Raw genomic sequence first — 24,955 nt, forward strand, 5'->3', positions numbered from 1 at the left:
ACGGCCGGACGTTCACAGGTCCAGCACCATCACCACGTGCGGCTGCCCCTCGGCCTCGGCCCGCCAGCCCTCGCGCATGCCGAGCTTGCGGGTCACCGCCAGGCTCGCGGCGTTGCCGGGGTGGACGACGGAGATCAGCCGGGGCAGCGCGTGCACGTCCCGCGCTCGTGCCACCCAGGCCCGGGCGGCCTCGGTGGCCAGGCCCTGGCCCCACACGTCACGGGCCAGCCGCCAGCCGATCTCGACGTCGTCGGGGTACCAGCGCATCCGGTGCAGCCCGGTGAAACCCAGGAAGCGGCCGTCCGCGCGGCGCTCCACGGCCGTGAGGCCGAACGGCTGCCCTCCGGCCGACAGGGTCTCGAAGCACCCGTCGGCGTAGTCGGCCAGCCGGTCGGAGGCCTCGCGGTCCAGCACCGAGGGGAAGTACCGCATGACCTCGGGATCGGCGTTGAGCGCCGCCAGCGGTTCGCGGTCGCTCGCCGTCCACCGCCGCAGCAGCAGCCGCGAGGTGGACAGCGGGAAGCCCGTCACGGTTCTCAGGCCGGGACGATGTTGACCAGCTTCGGCGCCCGGACGATGACCGTCCGCACCCCCTGGCCCTCCAGCGCCGCCTGCACCTTCTCGCTCGCCAGCGCCAGTTCCTGCAGCGCCTCCTGCGAGATGTCGGGCGAGACCTCGAGGCGGTCGCGGACCTTGCCCTTGATCTGCACGACGCAGGTCACGGTGTCCTGGACCAGCAGCGCCTCGTCCACCGTCGGCCAGCCCGCCCGGGCGACGGCCGGTTCGTGGCCCAGCAGGGACCACATGTCCTCGGCGACGTAGGGCGCGAACAGCGACAGCACGATCGCGACGGCCTCGGTGGCCTCGCGCACGGCGGGGTCGCCCGCACCGGCACCGGAGTCGATGGCCTTGCGGGTCGCGTTGACCAGTTCCATGACGCGGGCGACGGCGACGTTGAACCGGTAGGACTCGACGTGCTGCGCGATCTCGTGCAGCGTCCTGTGCGTCACCTGGCGCAGCGCCACGTCGCCCGTGGAGAAGTCCACTCCCGCAGGGGAGGTGACGTCGCGCGCCAGTCGCCAGGCACGGCCCAGGAACTTCGCCGACCCCGACGGGGACACGTCGGCCCAGTCGATGTCGTCCTCCGGCGGGCCGGCGAACGCCATGGTCAGGCGGATGGCGTCGACGCCGTGCTCCTCCAGCTGCTCGGACAGCCGGACGATGTTCCCCTTCGACTTGCTCATCGCCGAACCCTCCATCTGCACCATGCCCTGGTTCAGCAGGCGGGTGAAGGGTTCGTCGAAGGGCAGGTACCCCATGTCGTGCAGCACCTTGGTGATGAACCGCGCGTACAGCAGGTGCAGGATCGCGTGGGTCACGCCGCCGACGTACTGGTCGATCGGACCCCACTTCGCGATGAGGTCCTCGTCGAACGCCTTGGTGTCGTCGTTCGGGGACACGAAGCGCAGGTAGTACCAGGACGAGTCGACGAACGTGTCCATCGTGTCGGGGTCGCGGCGCGCGGGAGTTCCGTCGACCGGGCTGGGCACGTTGACCCACTCCTCGGCCGCCCCCAGCGGGGAGGTTCCCTTCGGGGTCAGGTTCAGCCCCTCCGACGGCGGCAGCACGACGGGCAGCTGGTCCTCGGGGACGGGAACCTCGCCGGTCTGCGTGTGCATGATCGGGATCGGCGTGCCCCAGTAGCGCTGCCGGGAGATCAGCCAGTCGCGCAGCCGGTAGTTCTTCGCCGGCCGGCCCTTGCCCTCGGTCACCAGCAGCTCGATCGCCCGGGCGATGCCGGCCTTCTTGTCCAGACCGTCCAGCGGGCCGGAGTTCACCAGCACCCCGTCGCCCGCGGTGGCCTCACCGGACTCCGCCGGGTCCGGCAGCGGGTCGCCGTCGGCGTCGCGGACGTCGACGACCACCCGCACGGGCAGGCCGAAGGCGCGGGCGAAGTCCAGGTCGCGCTGGTCGTGCGCGGGCACCGCCATGATCGCGCCGGTGCCGTAGTCGGCCAGCACGTAGTCCGCGGCCCAGATCGGCAGCCGCTCGCCGTTGACGGGGTTGACCGCGAACCGGCCCAGGTCGACGCCGGTCTTCTCGCGTTCGGAGGACAGCCGGTCGATCTCGGACGTCTCCTGCACCTGGGTGCGGTAGGCCTCGAACGCCTCGCGCACCTGCGGGGAGGCACCGGAGGCCAGTTCCTCGGCCAGGTCGGAGTCGGCCGCGACGACCATGAAGGTCGCCCCGTGCAGGGTGTCCGGACGGGTCGTGTAGACCGTCACGGGCTCCTCGCGGCCCTCGATCGCGAACTCGACCTCAGCGCCGGTGGAACGCCCGATCCAGTTGCGCTGCATCGAGATGACCTTGGCGGGCCACTTGCCCTCCAGACCGTCCAGGTCGTCCAGCAACCGGTCGGCGTACTCGGTGATCCGGAAGTACCACTGCGTCAGCTTCTTCTTGACGACCTTCGCGCCCGAGCGCTCGGAGGTGCCGTCGGGCAGCACCTGCTCGTTGGCCAGCACCGTCTGGTCGACCGGGTCCCAGTTGACCAGGGAGTCCTTGCGGTAGGCCAGGCCCTTCTCGTACAGCTTCAGGAACAGCCACTGGTTCCACTTGTAGTACTCCGGGTCCGACGTGTGCAGCACGCGGTCCCAGTCGAAGGAGCACGCGTAGCGGCGCATCGAGGCGCGCTGCTGGGCGATGTTGTCGTACGTCCACTGCCGCGGGTCCAGCCCGCGCTTGATGGCGGCGTTCTCGGCCGGCAGGCCGAAGGCGTCCCAGCCGATCGGGTGCATGACGTCGAACCCGCGCTGCATCCAGTACCGGGCGATCACGTCGCCCAGGGCGTACGCCTCGGCGTGACCCATGTGCAGGTCGCCGGAGGGGTAGGGGAACATGTCCAGCACGTACTTCTTGGGGCGCTCGTCCCCGGCTTCGCCGCTGCGGAACGGCTTGAGCTCGTCCCAGACGGGCAGCCACTTGTCCTGCAGCGCGAACGCGTCGTAGCGCTGCTCCTCGGCGTCCTCGGGGCGCGCCTGTTCGTCCGTCTGCGTCATCTCGTCCTCTCGGTGCATCCGTGCTCCCGCATCCGGAACTGCCTCGAACAGCGGAAGACCCCTCGCGCAGGAGGGGTCACGGTGCGAGCACCTGCGGGGGGCAGCAGCTCAGCACCGGCTGGGAAGTCGGCGGGATGACACGGGGGTCAGCCTACTCCGTCGGGCAGGCCTCAGGCTTGCGGGCGCTCCGGGCGCGCACCGCGGTCGCTGCGCCGACGGCCCCACCCGTGCTGGGGTGTGCTGCGGCGCAACGCACGGCGTTGGGCCAGGGCCTGCTCGGCGCGCACCAGCAGGTCGCTCACCCCGCCCTCGTCCCACGGGGCCAGCACGGCGGCGCCGGCCTCGACGGCCAGCCGGGTCGCGCGGTCCCCGCCACCGGCCAGCCGGCCCTGGGCGAGCCCGACCCGGATGCGGCGCTCGAGCTCCTGGGCGTGCAGCCCCGATCCCGGCCCCAGCACGACGAACCGGCCATCGCCCTCGCGGGCCACGACGTCGGAGGTCCGGGTGGCCCCGCGCAGCGCGGCCGCGGCCGCGACCCACTCGGCCTCCCGGCGGCTGCGGACCTCCTCGACCGTGCGGGCCGCTCCCCCCAGCACCACGCCCGGGGTGACCTCCACGACGCACGCGTGCACGGCCCCACCCGAGCGCCGCGCGGACTCCAGGACCTGGTTGCCGACGAGCACCAGCCCGCGACGGTTCAGCAGCCCCGTGACGGTGTCGTTGACGTTCTCGTCGCGGGCGGCCTCCAGCGCCGACAGCAACTGGTCGGCGGCGTGCTCGGCCGCCCGGTGCGCCCGCACCGAGGCGATCAGCGCGCCGGCGAGCACGGCCGCGACCACCGTGACCGCCACGAGGGCGACGACGAGGACCACGGTGAGGGAGGCCACGGCCGCCGTCACCGCGACGGCGACCGCACCGGCGGCCGGGACCAGCAGGAGGGCGGCACCCAGCCCCCGCGTGTCCGGTCCGGTGCCGGCGCGGGCGGGACGGATCGTCGGCTCGCCGGGCCGGGGCGCGCTGCTCACGCTCACGTCCTCGGCAGGACGTGCTCCGGTCTGGATGCGGCGAGCGGGTGAGGAGCGCATCCACCGATCTTCGCGCGCCCCGGTGACCGGTGCCCCCAGCTCACCCCTGGCGGCGCGAGAACTCACCCGCTCGGCGGACCTGGTCGGGGGTCGGGCGCACCCCCGTGTACAGCGCGAACTGCTCGGCGGCCTGCAGCGCGGCGACCTCGGTGCCCGTGACGACGGCCCGTCCGAGCTCGCGGGCCAGCCGCACCAGCGGGGTGTCCTCGGGGACGGCCACGACCTCGAAGACGGCCTCGGCGGCCTCCACGACCGCGCGCGGCACCGGCAGCTGGTCGGCGCCCGGCCCACCGGCCATGCCGACCGGCGTGGCGTTGAGCAGCAGGGCCGGCCGGAGCTGGCCGACCTCGGCCTGCCAGCGCGCGCCGTACTGCTGCGCGAGCGCCCGGCCGGTCTGCTCGTTGCGGGCCACGACGAGCAGGTCGCCGAAGCCCTGGTCGCGCAGGGCGGCCAGCGCGGCCTTGGCCATCCCCCCGCTGCCCAGGACGGCGGTGGTCCCGCGCGGGGTGATCGCGTGCTCGGTCAGGAGCCCGGCCACGGCGAGGTAGTCGGTGTTGCACGCGACCAGCCGCCCGTGCGTGTTGACGATCGTGTTGACCGAGTCGATGGCCGCGGCCGACGGCTCGAGTTCGTCGACGAGCGGGATGACGGCCTCCTTGAAGGGCATCGAGATCCCGGCGCCCCGGATGCCGAGGGCACGGATCCCGCCGACGGCCGCCGGCAGGTCGGTCGTGGTGAACGCCTTGTAGACGAAGTCGAGGCCGAGCTCGTCGTAGAGGAAGTTGTGGAAGCGGGTGCCCAGGTTGCTCGGGCGACCCGACAGGGAGATGCACAGCTGGGTGTCCTTGGAGATCACCCCGCCATCCTGGAACACGCCTGGGATGTTGATGGTTCAATGACCACGTGAAGCGCATCGGATTCCTGTCCTTCGGGCACTACCAGCCGGTCCAGGGCTCGGCGGCCCGGACCGCGCGCGAGGCCCTCGTGCAGACGGTCGAACTGGCGGTCGCGGCCGAGGAGCTCGGCTTCGACGGCGCCTACGTCCGCGTGCACCACTTCGCCCGCCAGCAGGCCGCGCCCTTCCCCGTCCTGGCGGCCATGGCCGCCCGCACCAGCCGCATCGAGCTGGGCACCGGCGTCATCGACATGCGGTACGAGAACCCGCTGTACATGGCGGAGGAGGCCGCGATGACGGACCTCCTCTCCGACGGCCGGCTCCAGCTCGGCGTGAGCCGGGGATCACCCGAGCCCGCGCTGCACGGCCCGGCCACGTTCGGGTACGTCCCGGCCGACGGTGAGACCGAGGCCGACATGGCCCGCCGGCACACCGAGGTCTTCCGCCGCGCGATCGCCGGCGCGGGCGTGGCGGAGTCGAACCCGCGGATGACCGGCCGCAGCGTCCAGCTGCCGGTCCTGCCCCAGTCCCCCGGCCTGTCCGAGCGGATCTGGTGGGGCTCGGGCACCCGCGAGACCGCGAGGTGGACGGCGCAGCAGGGCATGAACCTCATGAGCTCGACCCTGCTGACCGAGGACACCGGCGTGCCGTTCGACGAGCTGCAGGCCGAGCAGATCGCGCTGTACCGGCAGGTCTGGAAGGAGTCCGGCTGGCAGCGTGAGCCGCGGATCTCGGTGAGCCGCAGCGTGGTGCCGATCGTCGACGACCTCGACGAGGCGTACTTCGGCCGCGACCGGGGCTCGACCGACCAGGTCGGCTCCCTCGGCGAACCCGGACTGGCGCGGTTCGGGAAGACCTACGCCGGCGACCCCGACCAGGTGGCCGAGGACCTGGCCGAGGACGCGGCGGTGCGCGAGGCGGACACGTTGCTGGTGACGATCCCCAACGCCCTCGGGGTCGACTACAACACCCACCTCATGAGCTCGATCGTCGAGCACGTGGCGCCGGCCCTGGGCTGGAGCCGCGCCGCCTGACCCTTCCGCCGACGGCCCGCCAGGAGGACGCTGGACCCCCAGCAGGTCCGTCGGAGGGGGCGGGCGTGGACGTCTCGCGGCGCACGGTCACGTCGGCGGGCGTCGGTGCGGCGGCGCTGACCGCCCTCGGCGCCGGGCACGGCGGCAGCGAGGACGTGACGTTCTGGGCCCGGGACCTGCTGACCGGCCGCCGGACCTCCCGGGGGCCGGGGGAAACCCGTCCGGTGCTGACCCTGTCGGCCGGCCCCGCCCTCGGGCTGCTGCTGCACGACGACGGCGTTCCGGCGCTGTGGCGGCGCGTGCGCTACTCCCGCGACGACCTGGTCGGCTCCTCGCCGGTGTGCGCGTGGCACCTGCAGGACGGCCTCACCGTCGCCCAGCTCGGCGACGCGGCACTGCGCCGGGCCGACGCCACCGCGACGAACCTGCTGCTGACCCGGGCCGGCGGACCCGCCGCGGTGACCGCGTTCTGCCGCGGTCTGGGCGACGACCGGACGCGTCTGGACCGGGTCGCCCCGGCCTCGCGCTCCGCCGCGCCCTGGGATCCGCAGGACACCACCACCGCGGCCGCCCTGGGCCGCACCTACGGAGCCCTGGTGCTGGGACGGGTGCTGCCGCCGGCACCACGCGGCCGGCTGACGGCCCTGCTGCCGACCTCCCCGCTGCCCGGCGACTGGTGGCTGACGCACACCGCCGCCGTCGGCCGCTACGGGACGGGGGCGCTGGTCGGCGTGGCCCGTCGCGGGCGGCGGGCGGTGCTGGTGGCGGTGACGGTGCGCCGCGGTCAGCCGGCGACGTACGGGTCGCGGCCCGCGCTGGCACGGATCGTCACGGGCCTGCTGCGGGAACTGGACCGGTCGTGGTGACGACGTCCCGGAGACCGGCCCGGGAAACACGAAGGGCCCGGACTTCCGTCCGGGCCCTTCTCGTGTGGAGCTGAGGGGACTCGAACCCCTGACCCCCTCCATGCCATGGAGGTGCGCTACCAGCTGCGCCACAGCCCCTTGCCTCGTTCATCCCCCGGGGTTCCCCCCTGGCGACGAAGAGAACATTACCCTACGCAGCGGGGTGGTCCTGACCACCCCCGTTCCCCGGGCGTCTCAGCCTTCCGCGCCGACACCCGCTCCGGCCGGGCCCGCGTTGTACTCCTCCAGCACCCAGCCGCCCGCGCGGCGGGTCAGGAGGGCCCAGTGGCAGTTGCGGAAGCCCGCCAGGGCGCCACCGGCGCTCACGGGCAGCCCGACGAGCCGCAGGACGCCGGCCTTGAGCGCGGCGCCGTGCGAGGCGATCAGCAGGGCCCCACCGTCGGCGACGGCGGCCGCGTGCCGTTCGACGGCACCGGCGACGCGCAGGCCCAGTTCGGTGCGGTTCTCCCCGCCGCCCATCCGGACGTCCTCGCCGCGGCGCCACGCGGCGTGCTCCTCGGGCCACTTCCGCGCGATCTCGGTGCCGAGCAGGCCCTGCCACTCCCCCGCGTCGACCTCACGCAGGGCGGGGTCGCGGGTCAGGACGTGACCGGTCAGCGAGGTCAGGGCCGCGGCGGTGTCGACGGCCCGGGACAGGTCGGAGGCGACGACGGCGTCGAACGCGAACGTGGACAGGTGCGCGGCGGCGGCCGCGGCCTGGACCCGCCCGACGTCGTCGAGCGGGACGTCGAGCTGCCCCTGGAAGCGGTTCTGCGCGTTGAAGGGAGTGCGCCCGTGCCGCCAGAGGACGACGGTGCGCGCGGTCACGCCGCGACGTCCCTGCACGACGTCACGGCGCGCCGCTGCCGGCTCACGCCTGGGCGTCGCTCGCGGCGTGCTCGGGCAGCGCGATGAGCGGGCAGTCCTTCCAGAGCCGCTCCAGCGCGTAGTACTCGCGCTCCTCGGTGTGCTGGACGTGCACGACGAGGTCGACGAAGTCGAGCAGGACCCAGCGGCCCTCGCGCTCGCCCTCGCGCCGCACGGGCTTGGCGCCCAGCGGCAGCAGCTTCTCCTCGATCGCCTCGGCGATCGCGCGCACCTGGCGCTCGTTGGGCGCCGAGGCGAGCAGGAAGGCGTCGGTGATGAACAGCTGGTCGGAGACGTCCAGCGCGATCACGTCGGTCGCGAGCTTGTCCGTCGCCGCAGCCGCGGCTGCGGTCACGAGCTCGAGAGAACGGTCGGTGGCGGGCACGGGGCTCCTCGGGTTGCGAATCGGTCTAGCCGGTCGATTCTCCCACGGCGGCGGGCTCGGGCTGCGCCTCGAGCGCGTACAGCCGGTGCTTGGAGATGTGCTGGACGACACCGTCCGGGACGAGGTACCAGACCGGCAGGCCGTCGGCGACGCGCTGGCGGCAGTCGGTGGAGGAGATCGACAGCGCCGGGACCTCCATCAGGCTCACCCCGTCCAGCGGCAGCCCGTCGTCGGACAGCGCGTGGCCGGGCCGGCTGACACCGACGAAGTGGGCCAGCGACCAGAGCTCGGCGACGTCCTTCCACTGCAGGATCTGCGCGAGCGCGTCGGCGCCGGTGATGAAGAACAGGTCGGCCTCGGGGCGCAGCTGGCTCAGCTCGCGCAGGGTGTCGATCGTGTAGGTGAACCCACCGCGGTCGATGTCGATGCGCGAGACCGTGAAGCGCGGGTTGGACGCCGTGGCGATGACGGTCATGAGGTAGCGGTGCTCGGCCGGGGCGAGGTCGCGGCGCGCCTTCTGCCACGGCCGCCCCGTCGGGACGAAGACGACCTCGTCGAGGTCGAACCGGGCCGCCACCTCGCTGGCTGCCACGAGGTGACCGTGGTGGATCGGGTCGAAGGTGCCGCCCATCACCCCCAGGCGTGGGCGGCGACCCACCGTCGAACTCAGTGACGGGTCCCGACGCTGCGGAAGGCCAGGGTCACGATGAGCATGGCGGCCAGCACGCACACCGCGATGATGCCGAAGGCGATGGGCGGGAAGGGCAGCTCACCGTGGACCTCTTCGGTCTGCTGAGCGGCTTCCGCGACGAGCGCGTGCAGCATGGGAACGTCCTCCACGGGGTGCGACAGGTCTGACTCGTCGGTCAGTCTCGCACGTCACCCCCTGGGCGCGTGCGGGAGGATCGCCCCGTGTCCCCCGACCCGCGCCCGGCGCTCTCGGTGGTCGTGCCCGCCTTCGACGAGGCCGAGGTGCTGCCGGTGTTCGCCGCGCGGCTGCGGCCGGTGCTCGACGGCCTCGCGGCCTCCGGGCTCGAGGGCTACGAGGTGCTCGTCGTCGACGACGGCAGCACCGACGCCACCCCGGTGCTGCTGGCCCGGCTGCGCCGGCAGTGGCCGCAGCTGCGGGTGGTGCGGCTGCGGACGAACTCCGGTCACCAGGCGGCCCTGTCGGCCGGCCTGGCCCGCGCCCGGGGCCGCGACGGGGTCGTGACGATGGACGCCGACCTGCAGGACCCGCCGGAACTGCTGCCGCGGCTGCTGGAGGCGGCGGCCGCCGGGCACGACGTCGTCTACGCGGTGCGCGAGGACCGCTCGGTGGACTCGGTGCTCAAACGCGTCACCGCCGCCGGCTTCTACCGCCTGGTCCGCACCCTGGGCGGCCGGGCGCGCGAGCAGGCCGGCGACTTCCGCTTCACCAGCCGGGTGGTCGTCGACACGGTGCTGGGGCTGCCGGAGGCGCACCGCGTCCTGCGGCTGGTCGTGCCCGAACTGGGGTTCGCCTCGGCCACCGTGGGGTACGCGCGGCAGGCGCGCGGCGCCGGCCGGACGAAGTACCCGCTGACCCGGATGCTGCGGTTGTCGCTGGACGCCATCACCGGCTCCTCGACCGCTCCGCTGCGGCTGGCCACGTTCTTCGGCCTGGGCGGGGCGCTGCTGACGTCCCTGCTGCTGCTGTACGCGCTGGTCTCCTTCACCTTCGGCCAGACCGTGCCGGGGTGGACCTCGACGCTGGCCGTGGTGGCCGGGGTGGGCACGCTGCAGCTGCTGTGCCTGGGCGTGCTCGGGGAGTACGTGGGCCGGCTCTACGTGCAGGCGCAGAACCGGCCCACGTACCTCGTGGCGAGCGACTCGCTGGAGGAGCGGGATCAGACCCGGACGTGACCGTCGCCGAGGACCTGCCAGGTCGTCGTCGTCAGCTCGGCCAGGCCCATCGGCCCGCGCGCGTGCAGCTTCTGGGTCGAGATCCCGACCTCGGCGCCCAGGCCGAACTCCCCGCCGTCGGTGAACCGGGTCGAGGCGTTGACCGCGACGACGGCCGAGTCGACGGCGGCGCAGAAGTAGTCGGTGACGCGGACGTCGGTGGCCAGCACGGCCTCGGTGTGCGCCGAGCTCCAGCGGCCGATGTGCTCGACGGCCTCCTGCACCGAGTCGACCACCCCGACGGCGATCTCCAGACCGTGGAACTCCGCGGCCCAGTCCGCGTCGGTGACCTCCTGCGCGGGAACCCCCGCGGCCCGCGCGGCCGTGCGCGAGCGCTCGTCGGCGTGCAGGACGACACCGGCCTCGTGCAGCGCGGTCAGCAGCGTCGGCAGGAAGTCGGCCGCGAGCGCCGAGTGGACCAGCACCGTCTCGGCCGCGTTGCAGACGCTGGGCCGGGAGGTCTTGGCGTTCAGGACGACGTCGACGGCCTGACGCAGGTCGGCCGAGGCGTCGACGTAGACGTGGCAGTTGCCGACGCCGGTCTCGATGACGGGCACGGTGGCCTCGCGCACGACGCGCTGGATGAGGTCGGCACCGCCGCGCGGGACCAGCAGGTCGACCAGGCCGCGGGCGGTCAGCAGGACCCCCACGCCGTCGCGGCCGTGCTCGTCGACGCTCGTCACGGCGTCGGCGGGCAGGCCGGCCGACTCCAGGGCGCCGCGGATGACGTCGACGAGGACGGTGTTGGTGCTCATGGCGGCCGATCCGCCGCGCAGCACGACGGCGTTGCCGCTCTTGAGCGCGAGGACGGCCACGTCGACGGTCACGTTGGGCCGGGCCTCGTACACGACGCCGAGCACGCCCATCGGCACCCGCAGCTGCCGCAGCTTCAGGCCGTTGGGCAGCGTGGAGCCGCGGACGACCTCGCCGACGGGGTCGGGCAGCGCGGCGACCTCGCGCACGGCGCCGGCGACGGCGGCGATGCGGGCGGGGTCCAGGGTGAGCCGGTCGAGCAGGTGCTCGGACGTCCCGGCCGCGCGGCCCCGCGCCAGGTCCTGGCCGTTGGCCGCGACGATCCGCTCCGTGGCCGCTTCCAGCGCGTCCGCGATCGTCTGCAGCGCAGCGTCCTTCGTCGCGCGGGTCGCGATCCGCAGCGGTCGGGAGGCGACCTTCGCGCGACGGCAGACGGCCAGTACGGCGTCCTCGACGGAGGTCCCACGGTCGGCGGCGAGAGTCATGCGGCCAGCGTACGCCCCACCCCCGGATCGTTGAACGATCCGCTACCGATGGCTGGGCAGTTCACCAGGGGGCGATGTCGCCGATCAGGTCCAGGGTGCGGGCGCGGCGCAGCGGCCGGCGCAGGCGGCCACCGGACTGCGCCGCGACGCGGTGCTCCACGGTCTCGCGGTCGACGACCTCCACACCGACGACCGACCAGGCCGGCAACCCCGCGCTGACGCGGTGGTCGGGCCACAACCGCAGCGCCATGGCGGCCGCGTCGTCGACGTCGCGGGCCTCGTCCCAGTACCGCACCTCGGCGCGGGTGGCGCTGTAGCGCACGCTGGACAGGAACGGGTGCTCGGCCAGCAGCCGGTCCAGCGCCGCCCGCACGTCGCACACGTCGGTGGCGTGCCCGGCGACGGTCAACGTCACCGACCACAGGGGCAACTGCTCGGTCACCTCGTCCTTGACGTCGTCGAACACCAGTCCGGCCCCTGTTCTCGAGATCGTCCGCTGGCCGCCGAACGCGGTCAGCGCGCCAGGAGCACCAGGTGATCGCGGTGGACGACCTCGCGCTCGTAGGCCGGACCCCACTGCCGGGCGAGTTCGCGCGTCGACCGGCCGAGCATGTCCGGCAGTTCCTCCGAGGAGTAGTTCACCAGCCCGCGGGCCACGGCGTGACCGTTTCCGTCGACCAGGTCGACCGGGTCCCCGGCCCGGAAGCGACCGGACAGGCCCACGACCCCGGCGGGCAGCAGCGAGGAACGGTTCGTGCGGACCGCGCGCACCGCTCCCTCGTCCAGCACCAGCCGGCCCGCGGGTGCCGCGGCGTGCGCCAGCCACAGCTGCCGGGTGCTGCGCCGGGACCGGCGGGCGGCCGGGACCGTGAACCACGTCCCCACGTCCTGACCCGCCAGCGCCTCGTGCGCCAGGGCCGCCGACGTCACCAGCGTCGGGACGCCGGCGGCGACGGCGATGCCCGCGGCCTCCACCTTCGTCGTCATCCCCCCGGTCCCGACGCCGGCGGCTCCGGCCGACCCGACCGTGACCTCGGCCAGGTCCTCGGGCCCGCGCACGGTGCTCAGCCGTCGCGCCCCCGGCCGCGAGGGCGGCGCGTCGTAGAGGGCGTCGACGTCGGACAGCAGGACGAGGGCGTCGGCCCGCACCAGGTGGGCGACGAGGGCCGCCAGCCGGTCGTTGTCACCGAAGCGGATCTCGTGCGTGGCCACGGTGTCGTTCTCGTTGACGACCGGGACGACCCCCAGGCTCAGCAGCCGTTCCAGCGTGCGCTGGGCGTTGCCGTAGTGCGTGCGGCGCACGACGTCCTGCTCCGTCAGCAGCACCTGCCCGACCGTCAGACCGGCGTGCGCGAAGGCCCGGGTGTACTCGGCCAGCAGCAGCCCCTGCCCCACGCTGGCCGCGGCCTGCTGGCTGGCCAGGTCACGCGGGCGCTTGCGCAGTCCCAGCGGCGCCAGGCCGGCCGCGATGGCACCGGAGGAGACCAGGACGACGTCCCCGCCGTCGACCCGGCGCTTGGCCAGCACGTCCACCAGCGCGTCCAGCCGGGAGCCGTCCAGCCCCCCGGCCGCGGTGGTCAACGAGGAGGACCCCACCTTGACCACGACACGTCGCGCCCCGGCCAGGTCCTCGCGCCGGGTCACCGTGGAGGCAGTGCTCACCGCGGCCGCTCAGCTCTCGTCGTCGGCGGTCCAGTGCCCCGCCCGGCGCTCGTCCTCCAGCTCGCCGCGGGCGGCGGCCTTGGCGGCGCGGCGCTCGCGCTCCTGCAGGCGCTTGGCGTCGCGGGTGGGCCGGGAGTGGTCCTCCAGGCGCAGGTCCGTCCCGCGCTGACCCAGGACCTCGGCGCCGGAGACCATCGTGGGTTCCCAGTCGAAGACGACGGCGTTGGCGTCGTCGCCGATGACGACCTCGGCCCCCGGCGTCGCGCCGGCCTTGAACAGCTCGTCCTCGACGCCGAGCCGGGCGAGGCGGTCGGCCAGGTACCCCACGGCCTCGTCGTTGGTGAAGTCGGTCTGCCGGACCCAGCGGCGGGGCTTCTCGCCGCGGACGCGGAAGCGCACCGAGGCGTGCTCGCCCTCGCCGTACTCCTCGCGGGTCACGCTGAAACCGGTCGCGTCCACGGCCGGCGGGTTCAGCACGATGCGCGTCGGAACCGCCTCGGGCGCGGCCGCCCGCGAGGCCGCGACGAGTTCGGCCATGGCGAAGGACAGTTCGCGCAGCCCGGTGTGCGCGACGGCCGAGACGACGAAGACCGGCGCGCCGCGCTTCTCGAGGTCGGCACGGACGATGTCGGCCATGTCGCGCGCGTCGGGGACGTCGGCCTTGTTGATGACGATGATGCGCGGCCGGTCCTGCAGCGGGACCGTCCCGTCGTCGACGGTGTAGGCGGCGAGTTCCTTCTCGATGGCCTCGAGGTCGCTGATCGGGTCGCGCTCGGTCTCCAGGTTCGCGCCGTCCAGGACGTGCACGAGGGCGACGCACCGCTCGACGTGGCGCAGGAAGTCCAGCCCGAGGCCGCGGCCCTCGCTGGCCCCGGGGATGAGGCCGGGGACGTCGGCGACGGTGAAGCGCACCGAACCGGCCTCGACGACACCGAGGTTGGGCACGAGCGTCGTGAAGGGGTAGTCGGCGATCTTGGGTCGCGCCGCGGACAGCGCCGCGACCAGGCTGGACTTGCCGGCGCTGGGGAAACCCACGAGCGCGATGTCGGCCAGGGTCTTGAGCTCGAGGACGACGTCGAGCTCCTCGCCCGGTTCGCCCAGCAGCGCGAACCCGGGGGCCTTGCGCTTGGCCGAGGCCAGTGCCGCGTTGCCCAGGCCACCGCGGCCACCGGGGGCCACGACGTACCGCGTCCCGGCACCGACCATGTCGGCGAGCAGTTCGCCCTTGGTGTTGCGGACGATGGTGCCGTCGGGCACGCCGATGACCAGGTCCTCACCCTCGGCGCCGTTGCGGTGGCTGCCCATGCCGAACTTGCCGTCGGGGGCGCTGCGGTGCGGGCGGCGGTGCAGCTCCAGCAGCGTCGTCACCTGCGGGTCGACCTCGAGGACGACGTTCCCGCCGCGGCCGCCGTTGCCGCCGTCGGGCCCGCCCAGGGGTTTGAACTTCTCGCGGTGCACCGAGGCGCACCCGTTGCCGCCGTCACCGCCGGACGCGTGCAGAACGACGCGATCGACGAAGTGCGTCGACATGGGTCTCTCCTAGGGCTCGAGGGGGGAACTGCTGGTGGAACGCACGAGGGGCGGACCGGATCTCTCCGGCCCGCCCCTCGCGTTCACGACTGGTGCGTCGTCACTCGCCCGCGACGATGTTGACGACCTTGCGACCACGACGGGTGCCGAACTCGACGGCGCCCGGGATCAGCGCGAACAGCGTGTCGTCGCCGCCACGGCCCACACCCGCACCGGGGTGGAAGTGGGTGCCGCGCTGACGGACGAGGATCTCGCCCGCGCCGACGACCTGGCCACCGAAGCGCTTGACGCCGAGGCGCTGCGCGGCGGAGTCACGACCGTTGCGCGAGGAGCTCGCGCCCTTCTTGTGTGCCATGAGTCAGCTCACTCCCCGATGCTGGTGATCTTGACACGGGTGAGCTTCGCGCGGTGACCCTGACGCTTGCGGTACCCGGTCTTGTTCTTGTACTTCAGGATGGTGATCTTGGGGCCCTTGGCCTCCTCGACCACCTCGGCGACGACCTTGACACCCGCGAGCGCCGAGGCGTCGTGAGTCACGGTCTCACCGTCGACGAGGAGCAGGGGCTGCAGCTGCAGCGTCTCCCCGCTGGCCACGGGGACCCGGTCGATGGTCAGCACGTCGCCGACCGAGACCTTCTCCTGCCGGCCGCCGGCGCGGACGATGGCGTACACCACAACGAACCCGTTTCTCTCGTCACGAACTGGAACGCCACCGAACTGCGGAAGCTGACTGCACCCTCAGAGCGTGTGGCTCGCGCACGATGGCGCACCAAGGGTCAAGCGTACGTAACGCCCTCCCCCTGGGTCAAAACGGCTCACTCACCGCCGGTCGGTTGCCCCTCCGGCTGGTCGGCGGAGCCCTCCCGCTCCCGGCGGCCGGCCGCGGCCACGGCCGCGATCGCCGCCAGGACGGCGGAGTCCTTGCCCGGCTCCCGGGAAGCCTCCTGGGCGCTCTCCTCGACGGCAGCGGCCTTGGGAGCCTCCCCCTGCCCCGGCTCCGGCGCCCCCTTGTCCCGGCCGCGGCCACGCCGGCGGGACTTGCCCGAGCCGGCGGCCGAGCCGTTGCCGTTCCCGGACCCGTTGCCCGACCCGTTCTGCGGTCCGGCGGACGGCTGCGGTGCCGGGTTGGCGTCCGCCGCCGCGTCGAGCTCGTCCAGGACGGCCGCCAGGCCCTGCCCGGTCCGCTTGCGGGTCATCTGGACCAGGCCCAGCGAGGTGACCTCGGCGACCTGGTGCTTGGTCCGGTCCCGGCCCAGGCACTCCACGAGCCGGCGCAGGACCAGGTCGCGGTTGGACTCCAGGACCATGTCGATGAAGTCGATGACGATGATCCCGCCGATGTCGCGCAGCCGCAGCTGCCGCACGATCTCCTCGGCCGCCTCGAGGTTGTTGCGGGTGACGGTCTCCTCGAGGGTGCCACCGGCGCCGGTGAACTTGCCGGTGTTGACGTCGATGACGTGCATCGCCTCGGTCGGGTCGATGACCAGCGACCCGCCCGAGGGCAGCCAGACCTTGCGGCCCAGGGCCTTGGCCAGCTGCTCGTCGATCCGGTGGTGCTCGAAGACGTCCTGGCTGCCCTCCCAGCGCTCGAGGCGCCCGGCGAGGTCGGGGGCCACGTCGGCGACGTAGCCGTGGACCGCGTCCCAGGCGGCGTCCCCGGAGACGACGACCTTGGAGAAGTCCTCGTTGAAGACGTCGCGCACGACGCGGACGGTCAGGTCCGGTTCACCGTGCAGCAGGATCGGCGCGTTCTTGCTCTGCGCCTTGGCCTGGATGGCCTCCCACGTCGCCTGCAGGCGCTGGACGTCGGCACGCAGCTCCTCCTCGGCCACGCCCTCGGCGGCGGTGCGCACGATGACGCCCGCGCCGGCGGGCACGACCTCCTTGAGGACCTTCTTCAGCCGCGCGCGCTCGGTGTCGGGCAGCTTGCGGGAGATGCCCGTCATCGACCCGCGCGGGACGTAGACGAGGTAGCGGCCGGGCAGGGAGACCTGGCTGGTCAGCCGGGCGCCCTTGTGGCCCACCGGGTCCTTGGTGACCTGGACCAGGACGGGGTCGCCGGACTTCAGCGCGGCCTCGATGCGCCGCGGCTGGCCCTCGAGCCCGGCGGCGTCCCAGTTGACCTCACCGGCGTACAGGACGGCGTTGCGTCCCTTGCCGACGTCGACGAACGCGGCCTCCATGCTCGGCAGCACGTTCTGCACGCGGCCGAGGTAGACGTTGCCGACCATCGTCGTCTGCGCCTGCTTGGCGCCGTAGTGCTCCACGAGGATCCCGTCCTCGAGGACGCCGATCTGGGTCTTGTCGTCCTGCTGGCGCACGACCATGACGCGCTCGACGGACTCGCGACGGGCCAGGAACTCGGCCTCGGTGAGGATGGCGCGCTTGCGACCGGCCTCCCGGCCCTCGCGGCGGCGCTGCTTCTTGGCCTCCAGGCGGGTCGAGCCGCGCAGCGCGGTGATCTCGTCCTCGCCGGTGCCGCCGGTGCCGCCGGTGCTGCGCGGCCGGCGCGGTTCCCGGACCCGGGTGACGGTGTTCGGCGGGTCGTCGGGCGAGGTCTCCTCCGAGTCGGCCGCCCCCCCGCGGCGACGGCGGCGACGACGGCGCCGGGACGAGCCCGACGACTCCTCGCCGTCCTCGCCGGTGTCCTCGCCGGCGTCCTCCTCGGACTCCTCCGGCTCCTCGGTCTCGTCGGACTCACGGGCCTCCTCGTCGGAGTCCCCGGTCGGAGCCTCCTCGTCGGAGTCCTCACGGGTGCGGCTGCGGCGGCCCCGTCCGCCGCGGCGACGGCGGCGGCGCGGTGCACCCCCGTCCTCGTCCCGGTCCTCGTCCTGGCCGTCCTCGGTGTCGTCCTCGGCGCCGGCGTCGTCCAGGGTCTCCTCGAGGTCGTCGGCGGTGCCTTCGAGCACGTCCTCGTCGACCTCGTCGACCTCGTCGGTCTCGTCCTGGTCGGCCTGCCCGGTCTCGAAGGCGCGGCGGGCGAAGACGTCGAGGGCGTCCTGGTCGGCTCCGGGCGGCGGGCCGGCCGGGGCGGAGGCGCGGCGACGGCGCCGAGGCGCCTCCTCGGCCTCGGGAGCCTGGAAGAACAGGGCGGTCGCGCGGGCGGCGGCGTCGGCCGCGCGCTCGGCGTCGGTGCGCTCACGGCGGCCACCGCGGGCCATCCCGGCGGCGCGCAGGAGCACCGGGTCGTCCATGAGGTCGGGCTGGGTCTCGGGCTGGGCCTCGGATCGGGTCTCGACCTGCTCCTCGACGGGCGCCTCGGCCGGGGCCGCACCGGCCCCGGTGGGCTGCTCGACGGGCGCCTCCTCGACGGGGACGTCCTCGGCGACGGCGGCGACCTCGGCCACCTCCGGCACCGGCGTCGCCTCTGGAGCCGCCGGGGTCACGTCGACGGTCGGCTCGACGGTCGGCTCGACGGGCGCAGCGGTGGCCTTGCGGGAGCGGCGGCGCCGGGCAGGAGCCTTGACCGGCTCGGCCGGGGCCTCGTCGGCGGCGGGCTCGGCGGCCGCTTCGGCCGCGGCGACCGGTTCGGCGACCGGCTCGGCGACCGGCTCGGGGCTCACCTCGGGGGTGGCCACCTTGCGGGTGGCGCGGCGCGTGCGGCGGCGCGGGGCCGCCTCCTCGGCAGCGGGCACCTCGGCAGCGGGTGCCTCGACCGCGGGGGCGTCGGGGGCCGGCACGGTCACGGGGGCGGGCGTCTCCGCCTCGACGGTGGTCTCGACAGGGGCCTCGACGTGCGCCGGCGGGCCGGCGGGACGACTGGCCGCGCGACGTCGCCGCGGCTTCGTCGCGGGGGTGGTCTTCTCGTCCGCGGCAGCTGCGGCGGCGTTCTCTTCAGGTGTGGTCGTCACGGGTTGCTCCGCTTCGCCCGCAGCGTCCGCTCCACCGGTCAACCCGCGGCCGCTCGAGCGTCCTCGTCGGAATCGCCGGGCGGGTCGTCCCGCACCCGACGGAAGTCCTCGGTGCACCGGCGGGTTCGCGCGACGCGTGCTCCGCCCGTGCCGCCGGCGGTCGTCGTCCAGCACGAGGGCCGGGGCGCCTGCGAGGTCCTTCCACCAGACCGCGGCGCTGCCCGGGACCCGCGCACCAGGCGGCGGTCTCGACGGCGGGCCGCGCGCCCGGTGTGGGGAACGCTCGGCCACCGCCAGTGTGGCACAGCCGACCGCAGGTGACCCTTCGCACCGATCCGGCAGGAACGTGGTCAGGAGGCCCCCGCGTCCGCTACGGTCTGATCAACACCCATCCAGAGTGGCCGAGAGACCTGGCTCGTCGACGCCACAGCAACCACCGCGCGAGCGGCAGGTGCTCCCGCCAGGGGCGATGGAGGAACCGCTGTGACCAGCTGTACCCGTCTGACCCGGCGTTACCACGTCGACCTCTCGCGCACGGCCTCGATGACCTGTACCCCGGGTTCGTCGATGCGCCGGGGGACGCTCCGCGCTCTCTGACCAGCGCAGTCCCTCCCCCAGACCCCTCCCGAGCGCGCCGCCACCGCGCGCACCCCCGACGGACGTCCGTCCGCCCACCCACCGGAGCACACCCATGTCCGCGCCCCGTCGCACCCCTCTGCCCACGAGCACCTCGCGCCTGATCGCCTCCCGCCGCCGGGTGCTGTCCTCCGCCCTCGGCATCGGCGCGCTCGGTGCGCTCGCCGCCTGCGGTGAGGAGCAGTCGGCCTCCGGGCTGGCCGCCGCGCAGGCCGTCGACCTGCAGGGCGCGACCATCAAGCTGATGGTCAACCAGCCGCACGTGCTGGCCTTCACCGACCTGCTCGGGCCGGCGTTCGAGCAGGAGTTCGGCGGCAAGCTCGAGGTCACCGCGATCCCCTACGACCAGCTGACGAGCAAGCAGATCCTGGACGTGCAGGGCGGCGACGGGGAGTTCGACGTCTTCGACTACTTCTACTTCGGCCTCGGTGAGCTGGTGAACGCCGACGCCCTCGTGGACCTGACCGACTGGATCGGCGCGAACGGCGACATCGGCACCGACGACTTCCTCCCGTCGGTCTACGACCCGTACACGCTGCTGGACGGCAAGCGCTACGGCCTGCCCTTCGACGGCGACACCCACGTCCTCTACTACAACGCCGAGGTTTTCGAGCGGTACGGCGTGCAGCCGCCCACGACGTGGGACGAGTACGACGCCGCCGCGGCGAAGATCACCCAGGACTCCGGCGGCAGCGTCTACGGCGCGATCGTCGAGGGCCAGCAGGTGCCGATGATCCTCGGCTGCTCCTTCATCAACCGCCTCGCCGGGTACGGCGGGACGCTGGTCGACGCCGACGGCGGGCCGGCGTTCGCGGGCCAGGAGGGGCTGGCCGCGCTGCAGCACCTCATCACCGTGGCGCCCTCGGCGCTGCCGACGCCGCTGCAGACCGGCTTCGACCAGGCCAACTCGGCGTTCCTGGCCGGTCAGGGCGCGATGCTCGACACCTGGACCGACCTGGGGCTGAAGGCGCAGGACCCGGCCAGCTCGAAGATCGTCGACAAGTGGGGCGTGGTGACGCTGCCGGTCGGCGGGTCGAACACGACACCGCGTTCGGCGCTGGACTCCGGTTTCGGCCTCGGCGTCTCGACGGCCTCGTCCCAGCAGGACAAGGCGGCCGCGTTCATCAAGTGGGCCACCGACCGGGAGCGCAACTTCCTGCTGGCCTCGACGGCCGGGTCGGGCATCGACCCGGCCCGCACGAGCGTGCTGGAGTCGGCGGAGTACGCCACCGCCGCCGGGAAGGCGACCGACGTCATCCGCGAGGGCCTGACGGGCGACCCGCTGGTGTGGCCGAAGCAGGCCGGCGCGCCGAAGGCCCTGCAGGACCTCGTCGACCAGCTCGCGCTGGCCATCCAGGGCACCGAGGACCCGCAGGCCGCGCTCGACAAGGCCGCCGAGAGCTGGGGGAAGACGCTCGGATGACGCTCCTGGACGAACGACGCGGCACCGTGCCGCGCCAGCGCGGCAACGGCTCCCGGCGCGCCGTCCCCGGACGGCACCGCCCGGGGCACGTCTCGACGTGGCTGGCCGCGCCGAGCCTGGCCGGGCTCGCCCTGATGCTCGTCTACCCGACGCTGTTCGTCGTGGCGCTGGCGTTCACCAAGTCGTCGCTGGCCAAACCGCTGCAGGTCTTCACCGGCACCGACAACTTCGTCGAGGCCTGGGAGTCGGTGGCGTTCGCCGGCTCCCTGGTGCGCTCGGTGGTGTTCGCCGTCGTCGCCGCGCTGGCGGCGACGGCCCTCGGAGTGGTGCTGGCGCTGCTGCTGCACGCGCGGGGCACCCGGTTCGGCGTCGTCGGCACGATCCTGCTGCTGCCGCTGGTGACACCACCGGTCATGGTCGGGGTGGCGTGGAAGCTCATGCTGGCCCCGGTCGGCGGGGCGTTCGGCGGGCTGTTCTCGGCGCTCGGGTTCCCGGGGGCCAACCCGCTGGGCGACAGCGTCGGCGCGTTCGGTGCGCTCGTCGTCATGCACGTGTGGCAGTGGACCCCGCTGGTGACGTTGCTGGTGTTCGCGGCCCTGCTCGGGGTTCCCGAGGAACTGCGCGAGGCGGCCGCCCTGGACGGGGCCGGGACGTTCCGGTCGTTCACGAACGTCGTGTGGCCGGTCATCGCACCGAACGTGTTCTCGGTGCTGCTGCTCGAACTGGTCATCGGCCTGAAGGTCTTCGACCTGGTCACGGTCGTGACGCAGGGCGGGCCGGGGGTGTCCACCATCGTCAGCAGTTTCGAGATCTTCCGGACCGGCATGCGGGGCAGCTACGAGATCGGCACCGCAGCGGCCGAGACGCTGGTCTTCGGGCTCGTCGTCGGGGTGCTGACCACCGTCGTCACGCTGCTGCGGGCGCGCGCCGTGAAGGCCGACCAGTGAGCGAGCAGAGGCGCGTCGGCGCCTGGACGCAGGCGACGCGCCGACGAAGTCGCTGCGCGGCGCCGGAGGGAGGCGCCGGCTCGAGCGCCTCGACCGAGCGAGTCGGGGCTGCACGGTGAGCGCGGCCGTGCTGCGCCGCGGGGGTCTGCGGCTGGTCCTGGCGCTCGTGGCGTTCGTCGCGCTGCTGCCGATGCTGTTCATGGTCTCGCTCTCGCTGCGCAGCGTCGACGACATCGCCAACGGCGGGTGGCTGCCCAGCGTGTTCGTGTGGTCGAACTTCCGGGCCGCGTTCGAGACGGTCCCGCTGTCGACGATGCTGGCGAACTCGTGGGTCGTCGCGATCGGGGCGACGCTGCTGACGTCGATCGTCGCCGTGCCCGCGGCGTACGTCACCGCCCGCGCCGGTCAGCGCGGTGAGCGGTTGCAGACGCTGCTGCTGGCCAGCTACTGCGCTCCCCCGATCGTCGCGGTGCTGCCGCTGTACTACCTGCTCAAGCAGGCGGACCTGACGAACTCCGCGCTCGGGCTGGTGCTGGTCAACGGCCTGGCCAACGTCCCGGTCGCGGTGTGGCTGCTCGACGGTTTCGTGCGGCGCATCCCGGTCGAGATCGAGGAGGCCGGCTGGGTCGACGGCCTGTCGACGACGCAGGGTTTGCGCCGCATCGTCCTGCCGCTGCTGGCCCCCGGGCTGGTCGCGGCGCTGCTCATCTGCCTGTTCCTGTCCTACAACGAGTTCCTGTTCGCGGTGTCGTTCTCCCAGAGCACCTCCAGCCAGACCCTGCCGGTCGGGCTGTCGCTGTTCCAGGGGGACCGCACCGTGCAGTTCGGCCAGCAGGCCGCGGCCTCGCTCGTCGGGATCGTCCCGATGTACGTGCTCGCGGTGGTGGCCCAGAAGTGGCTCGTCGGCGGGTTGTCCGCCGGGGCCGTCAAGTGAGGGAGTCGCACGTGTCCGATCGCCGCATCCACCTGAACGCCTTCGACATGACCTGCGTCGGCCACCAGTCCCCCGGGCTGTGGAAGCACCCGGCCGACGAGTCGCACCGCTTCGACGACATCCGGTACTGGACCGAGCTGGCGAAGCTGCTCGAGCGCGGGAAGTTCGACTCGCTGTTCATCGCCGACGTCCTGGGGATCTACGACGTCTACCAGGGCGGGCCGCAGACGGCGCTGCGCGAGTCGACCCAGGTCCCGGTCGGCGACCCGCTGCTGGCGGTCTCGGCCATGGGGGCGGTGACCGAGCACCTCGGGTTCGGCGTCACGGTGTCCCTCACCTACGAGCAGCCGTACTCCTTCGCCCGCAAGATGGCCACGCTGGACCACTACACGAACGGTCGGGTCGGCTGGAACGTCGTCACCAGCTACCTGGAGTCCGCCGCGAAGAACCTGGGCCTGTCGACGCAGATCTCCCACGACGACCGCTACGAACTCGGCGAGGAGTTCATGGAGGTCGTCTACAAGCTGTGGGAGGGCTCCTGGGAGGACGACGCCGTCGTGCGCGACCGCGAGGCCGGCGTGTTCACCGACCCCGACAAGGTGCACCCGATCGAGCACCACGGCCGGTTCTTCGACGTCCCCGGCATCGGCCTGACGGCCCCGTCCCCGCAGCGCACCCCGGTGATCTTCCAGGCGGGCGCCTCGCCACGCGGCATCGCGTTCGCGGCCCGGCACGGTGAGGCCATCTTCAACACGGCCACCCGTCCCGAGGTCATGCGCCCGTGGGTGGACCGGTTGCGCGCCTCGGCGGAGCAGGCCGGCCGTGACCCGCGCAGCGTCAAGGTGTTCACCCTGGTGACGATCATCACCGCGGCCACCGACGAGGAGGCGCGGGCCAAGTACGAGGAGTACGCGCAGTACGTCAGCTACGACGGCGCGCTGAACCTGTACGGCGGCTGGAGCGGGCTGGACCTGTCGAGCTACCCGCCGGACGAACCGCTGGAGTACGCCGAGACCCAGGCCGTCCGCAGCGCCGTCGAGGCGTTCTCGACCGCCGACCCCGACCGCAAGTGGACCCCGCGGGACATCGCCAACTGGGTCGGCATCGGCGGCATGGGCACGGTGATCGTCGGGTCCCCCTCGACCGTGGCCGACGAGCTGCAGCGGTGGATCGAGGTCGGTGACGTCGACGGGTTCAACTGCGCGTACGCCATCACGCCGGGCACGTTCGAGGACATCGTCGAGTTCGTCGTGCCCGAACTGCAGCGTCGCGGCGTCTACCCCACCGAGTACGAGGGCGAGACGCTGCGCGAGACCATCTACGGCAAGGGGCAGGTGCACGTGCGCGACGACCACCCGGCGGCGCGGTTCAAGGCGGGCGCGCAGTGACCGCCCACGTCATCGCCGACGCCGCCGAGGCGCTGGCCGTCGCCGAGGAGTTCGGGGCCGGGCTGGCCAAGGGCGACGCCGCGCGGGACGCCGAGCGGCGGCTGCCGCACGAGGAGGTCGCCGCGCTGGCGCGGACGGGGCTGCTCGGGCTGACGGTGCCGCGGTTCTTCGGCGGCGCCGGCCTGGGCGCCCGCGACCTCGGCGACGTGTTCGTCGAGATCGCCAAGGGCGACTCCAGCGTCGGGCAGATCCCCCAGAACCACTACTTCTTCGTCGACGTCGTGCACCACGTGGGAACCCCGGAGCAGAAGCGCTTCTTCTACGGCGAGGTCCTCGCGGGCCGGCACTTCGCCAACGCGCTGTCCGAGCGCGGGTCGAAGACGGCCTGGGAGTACGACATCCGCTTCGAGAAGCAGTCCGACGGGCGCTACCTCGTCGACGGCGTGAAGTACTACGGAACCGGGACGCCGTTCGCGCCGTGGATCCCGATCTACGCCACCGACCGCAGCGAGGACCCGGACGGGAGGCTCGTCGCCGCGTGGGTCGAGGCGTCCGACCCGGGTGTCACGATCCAGGACGACTGGATCGGCATGGGCCAGCGGACCACCGGGTCCGGCACCGTGCGGTTCGAGAACGTCCTCGTCGAGGCCGACCGGGTGCTCCCGGCCGGGAGGATGTTCGAGCAGGCCGAGACGTTCGGCGCGTTCGGCAACTTCCTGCACGCCGCCATCGACGTCGGGATCGCCTGGGCCGCGCTGCGCGACGCCGCCGAGCTGGTGAAGACGGTCGCCCGGCCGTGGCCGGAGTTCGGCGCCCCCAGCGCCGCGCAGGACCCGCTGGTCATCCAGGAGTTCGGTGACCTCGTGCTGCGCACCCGCGCCGCGCACGCCCTGCTGCGCGAGGCCGGGACGGCCATCGACGCCGCCCGCGGGGACCTCACCGAGGAATCGGCCGGGGAGGCCTCGCTGGCCGTCGCCGCCGCCCGCGCGGCCGCCGACACCGCCGCGGTGTCGGTGTCCTCGGACGTGTTCGCCCTCGTCGGCACCCGGTCGGCGGCCAAACCGCTGAACCTGGACCGGCACTGGCGCAACGCGCGCACCCACACCCTGCACGACCCACGCCGTTCGAAGTTGCAGCACCTCGGCCGGCACGCCCTGCTCGACGTCTTCCCGCCCGCGAACGGGTGGGTGTGA

The 24,955-nt window shown here is 73.4% G+C and carries 22 protein-coding genes, 1 tRNA gene, 1 pseudogene and 1 riboswitch; of the genes and pseudogenes, 8 read left to right on the top strand and 16 right to left on the bottom strand.

What is annotated here, in order from left to right; translation table 11 throughout:
* Positions 1–12: 12 nt before the first annotated feature.
* The 4 genes from ACRYR2_RS09830 to ACRYR2_RS09845 form a co-directional block, all read right to left on the bottom strand.
* Positions 13–531, bottom strand: a complete 519-nt coding sequence (locus ACRYR2_RS09830) for a GNAT family N-acetyltransferase (protein WP_432562676.1) — start codon at positions 529–531, stop codon at positions 13–15.
* Positions 532–536: 5 nt separating this feature from the next.
* Positions 537–3,059 carry a leucine--tRNA ligase gene (leuS, locus tag ACRYR2_RS09835; protein ID WP_432562677.1) on the bottom strand — a complete coding sequence of 841 codons (2,523 nt, stop codon included), beginning with the start codon at positions 3,057–3,059 and terminating at the stop codon, positions 537–539.
* A 170-nt stretch (positions 3,060–3,229) separates the two neighbouring features.
* Entirely contained in the window at positions 3,230–4,084 is an 855-nt protein-coding gene (locus ACRYR2_RS09840) for a GGDEF domain-containing protein (protein WP_432562678.1), read from the bottom strand.
* 100 nt (positions 4,085–4,184) lie between these two features.
* Positions 4,185–5,000: a shikimate 5-dehydrogenase gene (locus tag ACRYR2_RS09845; RefSeq protein ID WP_432562679.1), complete on the bottom strand. Its 816-nt coding sequence runs from the start codon at positions 4,998–5,000 to the stop codon at positions 4,185–4,187.
* A 47-nt stretch (positions 5,001–5,047) separates the two neighbouring features.
* Here ACRYR2_RS09845 and ACRYR2_RS09850 point away from each other — a divergent pair, with 47 nt between their 5' ends.
* Both ACRYR2_RS09850 and ACRYR2_RS09855 read left to right on the top strand, forming a co-directional pair.
* Entirely contained in the window at positions 5,048–6,073 is a 1,026-nt protein-coding gene (locus ACRYR2_RS09850) for an LLM class flavin-dependent oxidoreductase (RefSeq protein ID WP_432562680.1), read from the top strand.
* Positions 6,074–6,138: 65 nt separating this feature from the next.
* A complete protein-coding gene (locus ACRYR2_RS09855; protein ID WP_432562681.1) occupies positions 6,139–6,939 on the top strand; it encodes a serine hydrolase in 801 nt (266 codons plus the stop codon).
* A gap of 65 nt (positions 6,940–7,004) precedes the next feature.
* Here the strand turns inward: ACRYR2_RS09855 and ACRYR2_RS09860 are convergent.
* From ACRYR2_RS09860 to ACRYR2_RS09880, 5 genes are all read right to left on the bottom strand, one after another.
* Positions 7,005–7,077: transfer RNA gene (locus ACRYR2_RS09860), tRNA-Ala, on the bottom strand.
* A gap of 96 nt (positions 7,078–7,173) precedes the next feature.
* A complete protein-coding gene (locus ACRYR2_RS09865; protein ID WP_432562682.1) occupies positions 7,174–7,806 on the bottom strand; it encodes a histidine phosphatase family protein in 633 nt (210 codons plus the stop codon).
* A 43-nt stretch (positions 7,807–7,849) separates the two neighbouring features.
* The gene (gene rsfS / locus ACRYR2_RS09870; protein WP_432562683.1) at positions 7,850–8,230 is read right to left on the bottom strand and encodes a ribosome silencing factor; all 381 of its coding nucleotides are present in this window, start codon (positions 8,228–8,230) and stop codon (positions 7,850–7,852) included.
* Positions 8,231–8,255: 25 nt separating this feature from the next.
* Positions 8,256–8,900 carry a nicotinate-nucleotide adenylyltransferase gene (gene nadD, locus ACRYR2_RS09875; RefSeq protein WP_432562738.1) on the bottom strand — a complete coding sequence of 215 codons (645 nt, stop codon included), beginning with the start codon at positions 8,898–8,900 and terminating at the stop codon, positions 8,256–8,258.
* Entirely contained in the window at positions 8,897–9,055 is a 159-nt protein-coding gene (locus tag ACRYR2_RS09880; RefSeq protein ID WP_432562684.1) for a hypothetical protein, read from the bottom strand. The genes nadD and ACRYR2_RS09880 overlap by 4 nt, the downstream gene beginning before the upstream one ends.
* An 87-nt stretch (positions 9,056–9,142) precedes the next feature.
* Between ACRYR2_RS09880 and ACRYR2_RS09885 the strand changes: the two genes are divergently transcribed.
* Entirely contained in the window at positions 9,143–10,114 is a 972-nt protein-coding gene (locus ACRYR2_RS09885; RefSeq protein ID WP_432562685.1) for a glycosyltransferase family 2 protein, read from the top strand.
* Here ACRYR2_RS09885 and ACRYR2_RS09890 read toward each other — a convergent pair.
* The 7 genes and pseudogenes from ACRYR2_RS09890 to ACRYR2_RS09920 form a co-directional block, all read right to left on the bottom strand.
* Entirely contained in the window at positions 10,099–11,391 is a 1,293-nt protein-coding gene (locus ACRYR2_RS09890) for a glutamate-5-semialdehyde dehydrogenase (protein ID WP_432562686.1), read from the bottom strand. The genes ACRYR2_RS09885 and ACRYR2_RS09890 overlap by 16 nt on opposite strands.
* Positions 11,392–11,452: 61 nt before the next feature.
* Positions 11,453–11,857: a hypothetical protein gene (locus ACRYR2_RS09895; RefSeq protein WP_432562687.1), complete on the bottom strand. Its 405-nt coding sequence runs from the start codon at positions 11,855–11,857 to the stop codon at positions 11,453–11,455.
* A 47-nt stretch (positions 11,858–11,904) separates the two neighbouring features.
* Entirely contained in the window at positions 11,905–13,053 is a 1,149-nt protein-coding gene (proB, locus tag ACRYR2_RS09900) for a glutamate 5-kinase (RefSeq protein ID WP_432562688.1), read from the bottom strand.
* A 9-nt stretch (positions 13,054–13,062) separates the two neighbouring features.
* Positions 13,063–14,583 (bottom strand): GTPase ObgE, encoded by a 1,521-nt coding sequence (gene obgE / locus ACRYR2_RS09905; protein WP_432562689.1) that lies wholly within the window; start codon positions 14,581–14,583, stop codon positions 13,063–13,065.
* Positions 14,584–14,683: 100 nt separating this feature from the next.
* A complete protein-coding gene (gene rpmA / locus ACRYR2_RS09910; RefSeq protein WP_432562690.1) occupies positions 14,684–14,938 on the bottom strand; it encodes a 50S ribosomal protein L27 in 255 nt (84 codons plus the stop codon).
* Positions 14,939–14,946: 8 nt separating this feature from the next.
* Positions 14,947–15,258 carry a 50S ribosomal protein L21 gene (rplU, locus tag ACRYR2_RS09915; protein ID WP_432562691.1) on the bottom strand — a complete coding sequence of 104 codons (312 nt, stop codon included), beginning with the start codon at positions 15,256–15,258 and terminating at the stop codon, positions 14,947–14,949.
* Between the two features lie 473 nt (positions 15,259–15,731).
* Positions 15,732–17,879 (bottom strand): annotated as a pseudogene (locus ACRYR2_RS09920) (Rne/Rng family ribonuclease); the annotation flags it as partial.
* 940 nt (positions 17,880–18,819) lie between these two features.
* A riboswitch (SAM riboswitch) is annotated at positions 18,820–18,910 on the top strand.
* Between the two features lie 215 nt (positions 18,911–19,125).
* On the opposite strand from ACRYR2_RS09920, the gene ACRYR2_RS09925 reads away from it, so the two are divergent.
* The 5 genes from ACRYR2_RS09925 (at position 19,126) to ACRYR2_RS09945 (ending at position 24,955) form a co-directional block, all read left to right on the top strand.
* The gene (locus ACRYR2_RS09925; protein WP_432562692.1) at positions 19,126–20,493 is read left to right on the top strand and encodes an ABC transporter substrate-binding protein; all 1,368 of its coding nucleotides are present in this window, start codon (positions 19,126–19,128) and stop codon (positions 20,491–20,493) included.
* A complete protein-coding gene (locus ACRYR2_RS09930) occupies positions 20,490–21,440 on the top strand; it encodes a carbohydrate ABC transporter permease (protein WP_432562693.1) in 951 nt (316 codons plus the stop codon). The genes ACRYR2_RS09925 and ACRYR2_RS09930 overlap by 4 nt, the downstream gene beginning before the upstream one ends.
* Positions 21,441–21,555: 115 nt before the next feature.
* A complete protein-coding gene (locus tag ACRYR2_RS09935; RefSeq protein WP_432562694.1) occupies positions 21,556–22,374 on the top strand; it encodes a carbohydrate ABC transporter permease in 819 nt (272 codons plus the stop codon).
* An 11-nt stretch (positions 22,375–22,385) separates the two neighbouring features.
* Positions 22,386–23,762 carry an LLM class flavin-dependent oxidoreductase gene (locus ACRYR2_RS09940; RefSeq protein WP_432562695.1) on the top strand — a complete coding sequence of 459 codons (1,377 nt, stop codon included), beginning with the start codon at positions 22,386–22,388 and terminating at the stop codon, positions 23,760–23,762.
* Positions 23,759–24,955: an SfnB family sulfur acquisition oxidoreductase gene (locus tag ACRYR2_RS09945; protein WP_432562696.1), complete on the top strand. Its 1,197-nt coding sequence runs from the start codon at positions 23,759–23,761 to the stop codon at positions 24,953–24,955. Before ACRYR2_RS09940 ends, ACRYR2_RS09945 begins: the two co-directional genes overlap by 4 nt.

It is taken from the genome of Kineococcus deserti (assembly GCF_050871945.1).
In the GTDB taxonomy this organism is placed as follows: Bacteria; Actinomycetota; Actinomycetes; order Actinomycetales; family Kineococcaceae; genus Kineococcus.